The organism is Dactylosporangium sp. CA-233914, assembly GCF_050942935.1.
In the GTDB taxonomy this organism is placed as follows: Bacteria; Actinomycetota; Actinomycetes; order Mycobacteriales; family Micromonosporaceae; genus Dactylosporangium.
In genome coordinates, this window is the sequence record NZ_CP192030.1 from 3,046,773 (window position 1) to 3,059,228 (window position 12,456).

Genomic DNA, 12,456 nt, shown 5'->3' on the forward strand with positions numbered 1-12,456 from the left:
GCGTGATCCTGCTGCTGTCGACTTCCGACACCGACCTGCTCAGCGCCCGGGCCAGCGGCGCCGAATACCGGCTCGCCAACCCGGCGCGCACGCCCGTGGCGGACCTGACCGGGCTCGCCGACGGCGCGGAGCTGATCGTGGTGCGCTTCCTCGGGGCGTACCGCGAGTGGCAGGAGGGCTTCGACACGCTCCTGGTGACGGGCCTTCCGGTGGTGGTCCTCGGCGGTGAGCAGGCGCCCGACGCCGAGCTGATGAGCCACTCCACGGTCCCGGCCGGCCTCGCCGCGCAGGCCCACACGTATCTCGCCTTCGGCGGCCCGGCCAACCTCACCGAGCTGCACCGCTTCCTGACCGACACGATCCTGCTCACCGGCCACGGCTTCGCCGCCCCGGTCGAGACCCCCGCCTGGGGCGTCCTGGAGCGCGCGAGCGCCGCGACCGGCGGGCCGACCGTGGCCGTCATCTACTACCGGGCGCACCACGTCTCCGGCAACACCGCGTTCGTCGAAGGCCTGTGCACGGCGATCGAGGCCGAGGGCGCCACCGCGCTGCCGGTCTTCGCCGCCTCGCTGCGCACCGCGCCGCCGGAGCTGCTCGACACCCTGCGCCGGGCCGACGCGCTGGTCGTGACCGTGCTCGCGGCCGGTGGCACCCGCCCCGCCGACGCGCAGGCCGGCGGCGAGGACGAGGCCTGGGACGTGGGCGCGCTCGCGGCGCTGGACGTGCCGATCCTGCAGGGGCTGTGCCTGACCAGCAGCCGCGACACCTGGGATGAGAACGACGACGGGCTCTCGCCGCTGGACACCGCCACGCAGGTCGCCATCCCAGAGTTCGACGGGCGGATCATCACGGTCCCGTTCTCGTTCAAGGAGATCGACGAGGACGGCCTCACCGTGTACGTCGCCGACCCGGAGCGGGCCGGGCGCGTCGCCGGGATCGCGGTGGCGCACGCCCGGCTGCGCGGCCTGGCGAACGCGGACAAGCGGGTCGTGGTGATGCTCAGCGCGTACCCGACGAAGCACTCCCGCATCGGCAACGCCGTCGGCCTCGACACGCCGGCGAGCGTGGTGCGGCTGCTGGCGGCGCTGGCCGAGGCCGGGTACGACCTCGGGGAGGGCTTCCCGTCCGACGGCGACGCGCTCATCCACGAGCTCATCGCGGCCGGTGGCCAGGACGTCAACTGGCTCACCGAGGAGCAGCTGCGGGGCAACCCGGTGCGGATCTCCGCCGATCGCTACCGGGCGTGGTTCGCCACCCTTCCCGCAGATCTCCGCGCGGGGATGGAGCAGCACTGGGGACCGGCGCCCGGTGAGCTGTTCGTCGATCCGTCGGACGGCGCGATCGTGCTCGCGGCGCTGCGGCGGGGCAACGTCGTGGTGATGGTGCAGCCGCCGCGCGGGTTCGGCGAGAACCCGGTCGCCATCTACCACGATCCCGACCTGCCTCCTTCGCACCATTACCTGGCGGCGTACCGGTGGCTGGCGGACTCGTCCGATGCTGGATTTGGAGCTCACGCGGTCGTCCACGTCGGCAAGCACGGCAATCTCGAGTGGCTGCCCGGCAAGACCGTCGGGATGTCCGCGGGATGCGGGGCCGACGCGGCGCTGGGCAACCTGCCGCTGGTCTATCCCTTCCTCGTCAACGACCCGGGGGAGGGGACGCAGGCCAAGCGGCGGGCGCACGCCACGCTCGTGGATCATCTCGTACCGCCGATGGCTCGCGCGGACACGTACGGTGACATCGCCCGGCTCGAGCAGTTGCTCGACGAGCACGCCACGATCGCGGCTCTCGACCCGGCCAAGCTGCCCGCCATCCGGGCCCAGATCTGGACACTGATCCAGGCGGCGCGGCTCGACCACGACCTCGGGCTCGCCGATCGGCCGCACGACGCCGAGTTCGACGACTTCCTGCTGCACGTCGACGGGTGGCTGTGCGAGGTCAAGGACGTGCAGATCCGCGACGGGCTGCACATTCTCGGCCAGGCCCCCACCGGTCCGGCGCGCGTCGATCTGGTCCTGGCCATGCTCCGGGCCCGGCAGATGTGGGGCGGGCAGGTGGCCGCCCTGCCGGGGCTGCGGGAGGCGCTCGGGCTCGACGAGTCCGCTGTGGACCGCTCCACTGTGGACTCCGTTGAGTCCCGCGCTCGCGCGCTGGTGGCCGCGATGGAAGAGCGGGGCTGGGACCCGACGGATTTGTCGGAAATTTCGGATAATTCGGAAGTCGTACGTGTGCTGCGCTTCGCCGCCGAGGAGATCGTGCCGCGGCTGGAGCGGACCACGGACGAGCTCGCGATGGTGCTGCACGCGCTCGAGGGCGGCTACGTGCCGGCCGGGCCGAGCGGGTCGCCGCTGCGGGGGCTCATCAACGTGCTGCCGACCGGGCGCAACTTCTACTCCGTGGACCCCAAGGCCGTGCCGAGCCGGCTAGCATGGGAGACCGGGCAGGCGATGGCCGACTCGCTGCTCAAGCGGTACCGTGCGGACCACGGCGACTGGCCCCGGTCGGTCGGGCTGTCGATGTGGGGCACCAGCGCCATGCGCACCGCCGGCGACGACATCGCCGAGGCCCTGTCGCTGCTCGGCGTCCGCCCGGTGTGGGACGAGGCGTCGCGCCGGGTCACCCGCCTGGAGTTGACCGACCTCGCCGAGCTCGGGCGCCCGCGCATCGACGTGACCATGCGCATCTCCGGCTTCTTCCGCGACGCGTTCCCGCATGTGGTCGCCCTCCTCGACGACGCGGTCCGGCTGGCGGCCGGCGCCGAGGAGTCCCCGGACGACAACTACGTGCGCGCACACGTGGAGGCGGACCGGGCCGCGCACGGCGACGAGCGCCGCGCGACGCTACGGGTGTTCGGGTCGAAGCCGGGCGCGTACGGCGCGGGCATCCTCCCGCTCATCGACAGCCGGAACTGGCGCGACGACCGCGACCTGGCCGAGGTCTACGCGGTGTGGGGCGGCTACGCGTACGGGCGCGGCGTGGACGGGCTCGAGGCGCGCGCCGACATGGAGGGGGCGTACCGTCGGATCAGCGTCGCGGTGAAGAACACCGACACGCGCGAGCACGACATCGCCGACTCCGACGACTACTTCCAGTACCACGGCGGCATGGTGGCGACCGTGCGAGCGTTGACGGGCCGGGCGCCGGCGGCGTACGTCGGCGACAGCACGAACCCGGACGCCGTTCGCACCCGGACGCTGAGCGAGGAGACCGCCCGGGTCTTCCGCGCGCGCGTGGTCAACCCGCGCTGGCTGGCCGCGATGCGCCGGCACGGCTACAAGGGCGCCTTCGAACTCGCGGCGACGGTGGACTACCTGTTCGGCTTCGACGCGACGGCCGGCGTCGTGGCTGACTGGATGTACGAGAAACTCGCCGAGTCCTACGTCTTCGACCCCGACAACCACAAGTTCCTGACCGAGTCCAACCCGTGGGCGCTGCACGGCATCGCCGAACGCCTCCTGGAGGCGGCCGACCGGGGCCTGTGGGAGCACCCCGAACAGTCCACGTTGGACGGCCTGCGCGAGGTGTACCTCCAGACCGAGGGCGACCTGGAGGACGCCTAACGTGACGCGGCATTCACCGTGCGCGACATCGCAAGATCCAAGTTGGATGGGCATGTTAGCGTGAGGGGAGCAATGCGGGACGGCGCCCGGGCAGTCCCTTCTCGACCAGGCATTGCGTGCCACGGCGGCCTCAGCCGTTTGCGAATGTCGGCGGCGGCGAGGGGCGCGAGTAGCGCGACGGTCGTTGACGGCGGTTCCGGCGCCGCGGCTGTCGACGGCCGCGGGGGGCGGGCAGCGCAACGGTCGTCGACGGCGTGAGGTTTGCGTCGGGCTTCCGCGTAGGGTTTGCGTCAGGCTTCGCGGAGGGCGACGGCGGCGACGGTCGAGTAGCGCACCACGAAGCTGTCGGCGATCGCCTCCCCGATGCCGGCCAGCACGTCGGCGAGCGTCCCGGGCGGAAGCTGGTTGACGAAGCCGGACGTGGACAGTTGCTCGACCCACTCGGTGCGGGTGTACGGTCGCTCCCACGGGAAGCTCCACGCCTCCGGCTCGCCGAAGCCGCCCGCTGTGCGGATGCCGTCGGCGGCCTTGTCGCCCAGCGCGCCGTAGGCGTTGCCGCCGAACGAGTAGCGTTGCAGCATAGGCATGTCGGGCAGCAGCCGGCGGAACACGCCCGCGGTGGCCTCGGCGACCTCGGGCGGCGGCTCGACCCCGTTCCAGAACACCGCCAGCACCCCGCCGGGCCGCAGCGCCGCGGCCGCCTTGGCCGCGCCCGCCACCGGCTCGACCCAGTGCCACGTCTGCCCGGCCGCGACCACGTCGAACGTGCGGCCGGTCGGGTCCCAGTCCTCGATCTTCGCCACCTCGACCTCGAGCCCGTGCCGGCGCGCCTCCGCCGCCATTCGTGGATCGGGGTCGACGCCGAGCACCGTGCAGCCGGCCGCCTGGAACAGCCGCGCCGCGATCCCCGTGCCGCACCCGGCGTCGAGCACCCGCGGACCCGGGCCGGCGGCGTCCACCAACGGACTCGGATCGGCGGCGCCCATGAGCGGGCTCGGGCCGGCGGCGACAGAGGCCGATGCGGTGGCGGGACCCGGGGCGGGGGTGTTCGGACCCGAGGCGGGGGCGGTGGCGGCGGCGCGGGTCAGGATGCGGTCGATCAGGGCCGCCGGGTAGCTGGGGCGGACCCGGTTGTAGCGCTCGGCGTCGGCGCCGAAGGACTCCGCTACCGTTCGTTGGTGATGGGACTCGTTGCTGGTGGGCGGAATAGTGGGCATGCGCCCACTCTAGTGGGCGTCTGCCCACTCGACAATCGTGGCTGCGGGAGGCGGGGTGGCGGGTGCCTACCGGGGTAGCCATCCGTGATGTTCGCGAGCAGTTGTTCGACGCCGCGGACCGGATTCTCCTGCGCGACGGGCCCAGTGGGCTGACCAGTCGCGCCGTGACGGCCGAGGCCGGCTGCGCCAAAGGCGTGCTGCACAAACACTTCGCGGACTTCGACGCGTTCCTGGCCGAGTTCGTGCTGGATCGGGCCGACCGCATGGCGCCGCAGGCCGCGCGGCTGCGGGAGCAGGCCGGTTCTGGCACCGTCGCCGGTAATGTCACCGACACGCTCGTGGCCGTGTTCGGGTCCGTGGCCGTTGCCATTGTCGCGCTGGTCACCTTCCGTGACGAGTTGCGCGCGCGGCTGCGTGACACCTGGCCGGCCGGGGTCCCGGTGCTGACCGAGGCGGCGAAGATGCTCGCGGACTACCTCGCCGCCGAGCGTGATCTCGGCCGCGTCGCGCCCGGGGTCGATCCGGGGTCGCTGGGGGCCATGCTGATCGGGTCCGCGCACCTGCTCTTCGCCGACCGCACCGGGCCACCGCCGGACCGGGACACGGTCGAACGCGGCGTGCTCGCGGTGCTCGACCTGGTCGGTGGGATCGGTGGGCGACACCCTCGCGGTGCTTGACCTGGTCGCAAAGCGAAACCCTCGCGATGCCTGACCTTGTCCCTGGGGCCGCCGCCGGGCACCTCGGCGGGGCGGAGGCGGTGCACGCCCTGGCGGACCGCGTCGCCGCCGGGTTGGGCGGGGACCTGCGGGACCACCTGATGTACTTCGCGATCCGGGTCGGCGTCCGCCGCCTCGCCGACGCCGCGGCCGCCGAGCGGCAGGCGCGGATGGTCGGCTCGCTGCAGTACGACATCGTGGGCAACGAGCGCCGCGGCGCGGAGCGGACGGCGGAACTCGCCGGGTGAGGCCGGCCGCCTTAGAGGCCGCGCAAGTAGGTCAAGATCATGGGCGGCGGGCGGGGCGCTTGTCCCACCGGTATAGGGTCCACGCCTGCCGGATTGGGCTATGTGGCGTGGTGATGGTGTCGGCGAGGTCAAGGAACGCGTTGATGAGGCGTGCTTTGCGTTGGTAGCAGCGTTGCCGGCGGTTGGAGGTGTTGTGCGAGGAGTTCGTCCACTCGACGTGCCACCTCCGACTCGCCTGGATGGGCTCTTTGTCGCCTTTGTGGGTGATTTCGCCGTCCAGGGTTCGGGCAGCCGGAACCTCGCGCAGATGCGCCGTCACCTGCTCGGGCAACGGACCGGACGCGTCCGGTGTGTCGGGGGTTGGCCCCTGCAGTGGTGGATCGTGTCGGTTCGCGCCGGCCGGGACCTGATCCTGAGGGATCCCTGTACCCTCGACCGTGCTGGGGCGTTCTATCTCATGTTTGCCCCGGTCGGCCGGGGGTCGGTCGGGGACCTCACCGCTGCCGGGAGCCTTGGTGATGTATCCGTCCACGGCGATGTCCTCCCGGATCGGGCCGACGATCTGTTGATCTCGCACGGGCAGTGTTCGATGAGGGCTCGCCACGGCGGGGGCGTCGGTGTTGTCGAGCCGTCTTGTCGTCTGCCTTCGGTCTAGCGTTCCTGCGTCAAGCACCACGACGCTGGGGCGAGGTGCCGCAGTGACCTGGCGTCGTGATTGGGTGCCTCTGTATTCGGTATGTTCGTGGCCGGCGACCCGGCCTCTGTCGCGTTGGGTAGCAGGCCTCGATGCGGCGTGTGTGTGCACCATTTGACATTTCCGCCGGCTGTGCGGGGCGGCGGGTCGGGCTGGATTCTGGGAGAATGAATGCATGGGGCAGCTGCAATTGTTTAGCAAGTCTGAATTGGCTGCCATGCGTGACCGGACCAGGTCGCGTCGTTATTCCGTGGCGAATGAGGAGTTCCGTCGGGAACATGCTCGGCATCGCGCGTGGGGCCTTGCCCAGCGACATGCCGAGAAACTCCGCCGAATACGCGCGAGTACCCCGTCGGCAAGCGTGGCTGCCGATGGCCGGGAAGACTCAGTGAACGAACCAGCCCCGGCTCCCGCCACGGCCACGGCCCCCGCCACGGCCCCCGCCACGGCCCCCGCCACGGCCTCCGCCACGGCCTCCGCCACGGCCTCGGCGCCGCGCACGGCCACGACCCTCGCCCCGGCCTCCGCCACGGCCTCCGCCACGGCCTCGGCGCCGCGCACGGCCACGACCCTCGCCCCGGCCTCGGTGCCGCGCACGACTCCGGCATGGCCCAGCCACAACCCCGGCACCGCGCATGGCCACGGCTACGGCGCGGCCGCCGGCCAAGGCCCCAGCCAGGACCTCGGCACCGCCGGCCAAGGACAGGGCCTCGGCACGCCACCGGCCGAAACACCGCCAGCGGCCGAAACACCGCCAGCGGCCCAAGCACCGCCGCCGGCCGAAGGGCCCGCGCAGCCCGGACCGTCCCGCGATCGGTACCGGCTCGGACGACCACACCGCAGTGCCGCATCCGACGCATGGTGCCGGTCAACCCGGCCCCGCCTCGCAGTGTCCACCCGCACCCACCGCATCAGCGCCATCCTGCCGGCCCGTCGGCGCGGCGCGGGCACGCCCGCGAGAATCCGCGCCGGCCCGCCGACACGGCACCGCGAAGCAATACCGGCGAGCATCAGCGCCTGCCGGCACATGAGAACTGTTCCCGGGAAATGTCACGCACGAAATCCGTCCGGCCCTATCCCAACGGGCCACCGACCAGCATTTCCGTGCGCCTCAAGAACGACGACGACGCACGAGGCGCGTGCGTCGACCGTGTCCCTCACAATGGGTGGTGCGAAGCTGCGCTGGTGCAAGAAGGTGCAGCAGTGCGTTGCGGCTCCGCTCGTCTCAATTTTATGGCCGGTGGTGAATCCCTTGCATCCGCTGGGCTGTCACAGTCTGCGGGTGGTGGATCGGTTGGTGTTCGAGAAGTTGTTCCAGGTGTTGCGGTTCGGATGTTCGTACGAGTCGATCGGGGACAGGGGCTGTTCGGCGACGACGATCCGGAACCGGCGTGACGAGTGGATCGCTTTGGGTGTGTTCAAATAACTCAACATGATTGTTTTGGGGGCTTACGACCGGATTGTCGGCCTGGTCTGGGAGGGCATCGCCGTGGATGGATGCATCACCAAGGTTCCCGGCGGCGGTGAGGTCGCCGGCCGGCCCCGGCCGACCGGGGCAAACATGGGATAAAACGCTCCAGCACGGTCGAGGGTACAGGGATCCCTCAGGATCGGGTCCCGGCCGGCGCGAACCGACACGATCCACCACTGCTGCTGGGGCCAACCCCCGACACACCGGACGCGTTCGGTCCGCTGCCCCAGCAGGTGACGGCGCATCTGGACACCGGCGACGACTCGGCGGTCACCCGCAAGGTTCCGGCTGCCCGGAACCCTGGACGGCGAAATCACCCAGCAAGGCGACAAAGCGCCCATCCAGGCGAGCCGGAGATGGCACGTCGAGCGCACGAACTCCTCACACAACGCCACCAACCGCCTGCAACGCTGCTACCAACGCACAGCACACGTCATCAACGCGTTCCTTCACCTCGCCGACACCATCACCACGCCACATAGCCCGATCCGGCAGGCGTGGACCCTGTACCGGTGGGACAAGCGCCCCGCCCATGATTGCGCGGCCTCTAAAAGGGCGGCTCCGGGGTGGCGACGCCGAGCGCCTCGGCCAGCGCCAGGGTGCGGCGCGGGGTCCGGCACGTGCGTGCCACGTCCAGGCGGCCGGACGCGGCCTGGAACAGCGTCGGCGCGGCCGGGTGGGCGCGCATGGCGGCCGGGTCGAGGGTCGCCGCGCTCGCGCGGGCGGCCGCTGCCAGCGCCGGTTCGAGGGCCCGCAGCGCCGCGGCCCACGACGACAGCCCGGCGACCCACGGGGTGCCGGCATGGCGGGAGGCCTCGGCGGCCAGCTCCGGCCAGGGCATGTCGAGCCACGGCCGGGTCTTGAGCACCGGCTCCTGCCACTCGCGCCTGATGCGCGCCCAGTGGTCCGCGCGCGCCGGCACTGAGTACACCGTGCGGTCCGGGAACGACACCGCCGTCAGGTTCCAGCCGTGGCAGGCGCCGGTGTCGAGGCCGAAGACGACGCCGTCGCGCAGCAGCGGGGCGCGGCCCGTGACGTGATGGCCGAACGCGACGGGCTTCGGGCCGGTGTACCGCTCGTGCCAGTGCCCCTGCGGGAAGTGCCCGGCCAGCACGCGCTCGCCCGCGGTCGAGCCGCACAGCAGCTCCTCCGGCTGCCCGGACAGCGGCACGCCCGGCAGCAGCGCGGCGTGCACGACCCGGACGTGGGCGTTCTCGAAGTGGTACGGCAGCGTCGCCATCCACCCGACGGCGTCACCGTAGCCGGGTCCCAGCTGCAGCCGCGTGATCTCCTGGGCGTAGGAGAAGATCCCGCGCACGTGCTTGCGCTCGTGGTTGCCGGTCACGACGACCGAGTTCGGCCGCTCGCGGAAGAGCCGGATCACCTCGGCCGGCTCCGGCCCGCGGTCGACGAGGTCGCCGACGCTCACCAGGAGGTCCTCGTCGCGCACGGCGGCGAGCTCCAGTAGCGCGGCGAGCTCCGCGAAGCAGCCGTGGACGTCACCGACGACGATCGTGCGCGCCATTCATCCGACGTTAGGCAGGCCCGCCCGGGGCGGCAACGGATTAACCGGCGTTCCAGATATTCACATTCCTCACTTACTCGGCTACTCTCCCGGCGGGAGCCGCGCGCGTTGACCTCGTATCGTCCGACGTCAGCCGCGTCGCCGCCGCGCCCGCAGGCCGCCGGTGGCGCGAGCGCACCCCCGAGGAGTACCGATGCAACTTTCACCGACAGCCCGGCGGATCGCGGCCGGGGTCCTGGCCGTGCTGGCCGCGACCCTGGGCCTGATCGTGCTCGACCGGCCGCAGCCGGCCTCCGCGCACGGGTCGGTCACCGACCCGCCGTCGCGCAACTACGGCTGCTGGGCCCGCTGGGGCTCCGACTTCCAGAACCCGCACATGGCCGACACCGACCCGATGTGTGCCCAGGCGTGGCAGGCCAACCCCAACACCATGTGGAACTGGAACGGCCTGTACCGCGAGGGCGTCGCCGGTAACCACCAGGCGGCCATCCCCGACGGGCAGCTGTGCAGCGGCGGGCGCACCCAGAACGGCTTCTACGCCTCCCTGGACACGGTCGGCCCGTGGGTCGCGGCGACGAAGCCGAACAAGTTCACGATGACGCTGACCGACCAGGCCCAGCACGGCGCGGACTACCTGCTCATCTACATCACCAAGCAGGGCTTCGACCCGACGACACAGCCGCTGACCTGGAACAGCCTCGAGCTGATCCAGCGCACCGGCCGGTACGCGCCCGCCCCGATGTACCAGGCCGACGTCGACGCCGGCACCCGCACCGGCCGGCACGTGATGTACGTGATCTGGCAGGCCAGCCACCTGGACCAGTCGTACTACCTGTGCAGCGACATCATCTTCACCGGCAGCGGCGGCGGCTCGCCCTCGCCCTCGACCTCCGCGTCGCCGTCGAAGTCCCCGTCCGCCTCCGCGTCGCCGTCGCGCTCCGCCAGCCCGTCGGCGTCGGCGTCGGCCTCGCCGGGCCCGGGCGGCTGCACCGCGGCGTACGCGAAGACCTCCGAGTGGGCCGGCGGCTTCGGCGCCAGCGTGACGGTCACCGCCGGCTCGGCGGGGATCAGCACGTGGACGGTGAAGATGACCTTCGCCAACGGCCAGACCGTCACCAGCTCCTGGAACGCGACGCTGACCACGAGCGGCTCGACGGTGACGGCGGCGAACGCGAGCTACAACGGCCGCCTCAGCCCGGGCCAGAGCACGAGCTTCGGCTTCAACGGCTCGTGGACCGGCACGAACAACGCACCGACCCTGACCTGTACGGCACAGTAGTCCTACCGGATCCAGTGCTCGTACGGGTGCCGGCCCGGCCGGAACCCGGCGGCCTCGGCCAGCGCGGCGGCCGCCGTGAAGTTGGCGGCCACCGCGTCGGGCCGGTGCGCGTCGCTGCCGAAGCTGACGGCGGCGCCGCCGGCCTCCCGCCACCAGTGCAGCAGCAGCGGTTCGAGGGTCCGGCGGGTGTTGACCTCCAGCGCGCGGCCGGTGCCGGCGAGGGAGCGCAGCACCTGCCGTACCTCATCCTCGAAATCGGCGATGTCGAACGTGAACTGCGCGGGGACGTAGCGCACGGGGTAGTCGAGGTGCGTCAGGGTGGAGAAGTCCCCGCACGCCTCGATCATGCGGATCGTCTCGGCGAAGTAGTCCCGCAGCACGTCGGGGACGGGGCGGGTGGCGTACTCGTCCTCGACGAGCCGGTGCCGCCCGCGGGCCTCGAGCGAGTGCAGCGAGCCGATGACCCGCTCGAACGGGTGGCTGGCCAGCAGGGCGGCGGCCTGCTCAGCGAACCAGTGCGGCTCGCCGAGCTCGACCCCGGTGATGATCTTCAGCGTGGGGTACTTCACGCGGCACCGGTCGATCGCCTCCAGGTATCCCGCCAGGTCCAGCGGCGGCGGGGCGAGGCTCGCGGGGCCGGCCATGTGTGGCGCCCACCGCTCGGGCACGGACGCGGGCTCGACGGTCCACGACACGAAGTCGGTGTGCTCGGTGAAGGCGATCGCCGGCAGCCCGAGCTCGACCGCCCGCGCGCACGATCCGTCCATGTCCCCGGTCTGGGTGTCCCAGGAGAACTGGGTGTGCGTGTGCAGGTCGGCGGGCAGCTCATTCACGAGTGCATGCTACGGCCGCGCCAGGATCTCCCCGTGCAGGATGGACAGCCAGCCGTCGGAGTCCGCGGCCCAGGTTCGCCAGCCCGCCGAGAGACGCTCCAGCTCCTCCTGCGCCACCCCGGCCGCGAGCGCCTGGCGGGCCATCGCGGACTCGCGCACGCGGTCGGCCCACATGCCGCCCCACCACGCCCGGTCCTCGTCGTCGGCGAAGCACCAGGTGCTCGACGTCGCGGTCACCTCGGCGAACCCGGCCGCGTGCGCCCAGGCCAGCAGCCGCCGCCCGGCGTCGGGCTCGCCGCCGTTGGCGCGGGCCATCCGCTGGTAGAGCGCCAGCCAGTCGTCGAGCTCGGGCAGTCGGGGGAACCAGGTGAACGCCGCGTAGTCGCTGTCGCGGGCGGCCACGTAGCCGCCGGGCTTGCACACCCGCCGCATCTCGCTGAGCGCCAGCACCGGGTCGGCGACGTGCTGCAGCACCTGGTGGGCGTGCACGACGCAGAACGTGTCGTCGGGGAACGGCAGCGCGTGCACGTCGCCCAGCACGACGTCGGCGTTGCCGACCCCGGCGAGCCCCGCGCGGGCGACGCCGACCGCCTCCTCGTTGGCCTCCAGCGCGGTGACGTGCGCGACGCGGCCGGCCAGGTCGCGGGTGATGGTCGCGGGCCCCGCGCCGACGTCGAGCACCTTCATCTTCTCGTTGAGCACCGGCAGCAGGTAGGCGGCGGAGTTCTCGGCGGTGCGCCAGCGGTGGGAGCGCAGCACCGACTCGTGGTGCCCGTGGGTGTACACGTTCGTAGCCATGTCTCGGACAGTAGTATTTGCTTCCCATAATTCGGTATGCACTTCCCATTATATGGTCAAGCCGATGGCCGGATCGGTCCGCCTCACGACCTGGCCGTGCCTGGTGGCGCGCGGT

At 71.9% G+C, this 12,456-nt stretch carries 9 protein-coding genes and 1 pseudogene; 5 read left to right on the plus strand and 5 right to left on the minus strand.

Going from position 1 to position 12,456, the window contains the following annotated elements:
• Nucleotides 1–2: 2 nt before the first annotated feature.
• Nucleotides 3–3,560 carry a cobaltochelatase subunit CobN gene (cobN, locus tag ACQPY0_RS14135; protein WP_432988738.1) on the plus strand — a complete coding sequence of 1,186 codons (3,558 nt, stop codon included), beginning with the start codon at nt 3–5 and terminating at the stop codon, nt 3,558–3,560.
• 290 nt (nt 3,561–3,850) lie between these two features.
• On the opposite strand, the gene ACQPY0_RS14140 is transcribed toward cobN, so the two are convergent.
• Nucleotides 3,851–4,777 carry a class I SAM-dependent methyltransferase gene (locus tag ACQPY0_RS14140; RefSeq protein ID WP_432988739.1) on the minus strand — a complete coding sequence of 309 codons (927 nt, stop codon included), beginning with the start codon at nt 4,775–4,777 and terminating at the stop codon, nt 3,851–3,853.
• Between the two features lie 62 nt (nt 4,778–4,839).
• On the opposite strand from ACQPY0_RS14140, the gene ACQPY0_RS14145 reads away from it, so the two are divergent.
• Both ACQPY0_RS14145 and ACQPY0_RS14150 read left to right on the plus strand, forming a co-directional pair.
• Nucleotides 4,840–5,454 (plus strand): TetR/AcrR family transcriptional regulator, encoded by a 615-nt coding sequence (locus tag ACQPY0_RS14145; protein ID WP_432988741.1) that lies wholly within the window; start codon nt 4,840–4,842, stop codon nt 5,452–5,454.
• 26 nt (nt 5,455–5,480) lie between these two features.
• A complete protein-coding gene (locus tag ACQPY0_RS14150; RefSeq protein WP_432988743.1) occupies nt 5,481–5,741 on the plus strand; it encodes a hypothetical protein in 261 nt (86 codons plus the stop codon).
• 37 nt (nt 5,742–5,778) lie between these two features.
• Here ACQPY0_RS14150 and ACQPY0_RS14155 read toward each other — a convergent pair whose 3' ends face one another.
• Complete coding sequence (locus ACQPY0_RS14155; protein ID WP_432988746.1) at nt 5,779–6,318, minus strand: hypothetical protein; 540 nt, start codon at nt 6,316–6,318, stop codon at nt 5,779–5,781.
• Between the two features lie 1,294 nt (nt 6,319–7,612).
• On the opposite strand from ACQPY0_RS14155, the pseudogene ACQPY0_RS14160 reads away from it, so the two are divergent.
• A pseudogene (locus ACQPY0_RS14160) lies at nt 7,613–8,437 on the plus strand (IS5/IS1182 family transposase); the annotation flags it as partial.
• Between the two features lie 16 nt (nt 8,438–8,453).
• Here the strand turns inward: ACQPY0_RS14160 and ACQPY0_RS14165 are convergent.
• Complete coding sequence (locus ACQPY0_RS14165) at nt 8,454–9,431, minus strand: metallophosphoesterase (RefSeq protein WP_432988748.1); 978 nt, start codon at nt 9,429–9,431, stop codon at nt 8,454–8,456.
• 193 nt (nt 9,432–9,624) lie between these two features.
• Here ACQPY0_RS14165 and ACQPY0_RS14170 point away from each other — a divergent pair, with 193 nt between their 5' ends.
• Nucleotides 9,625–10,710, plus strand: a complete 1,086-nt coding sequence (locus tag ACQPY0_RS14170; protein ID WP_432988751.1) for a lytic polysaccharide monooxygenase auxiliary activity family 9 protein — start codon at nt 9,625–9,627, stop codon at nt 10,708–10,710.
• A 2-nt stretch (nt 10,711–10,712) separates the two neighbouring features.
• On the opposite strand, the gene ACQPY0_RS14175 is transcribed toward ACQPY0_RS14170, so the two are convergent.
• Together ACQPY0_RS14175 and ACQPY0_RS14180 are read right to left on the minus strand one after the other, a co-directional pair.
• On the minus strand, nt 10,713–11,543 hold the full coding sequence (locus ACQPY0_RS14175) for a histidinol-phosphatase HisJ family protein (RefSeq protein ID WP_432988753.1): 831 nt from the start codon (nt 11,541–11,543) through the stop codon (nt 10,713–10,715).
• 9 nt (nt 11,544–11,552) lie between these two features.
• On the minus strand, nt 11,553–12,329 hold the full coding sequence (locus tag ACQPY0_RS14180) for a class I SAM-dependent methyltransferase (RefSeq protein WP_432995227.1): 777 nt from the start codon (nt 12,327–12,329) through the stop codon (nt 11,553–11,555).
• Between the last annotated feature and the right edge of the window lie 127 nt (nt 12,330–12,456).

Excerpts from the sequence above, each read along its gene's own strand:
- ACQPY0_RS14165 (WP_432988748.1), bottom strand. The coding sequence starts at position 9,431 with ATGGCGCGCACGATCGTCGTCGGTGACGTCCACGGCTGCTTCGCGGAG.
- ACQPY0_RS14150 (WP_432988743.1), top strand. The coding sequence starts at position 5,481 with ATGCCTGACCTTGTCCCTGGGGCCGCCGCCGGGCACCTCGGCGGGGCG.
- ACQPY0_RS14170 (WP_432988751.1), top strand. The coding sequence starts at position 9,625 with ATGCAACTTTCACCGACAGCCCGGCGGATCGCGGCCGGGGTCCTGGCC.
- ACQPY0_RS14140 (WP_432988739.1), bottom strand. The coding sequence starts at position 4,777 with ATGCCCACTATTCCGCCCACCAGCAACGAGTCCCATCACCAACGAACG.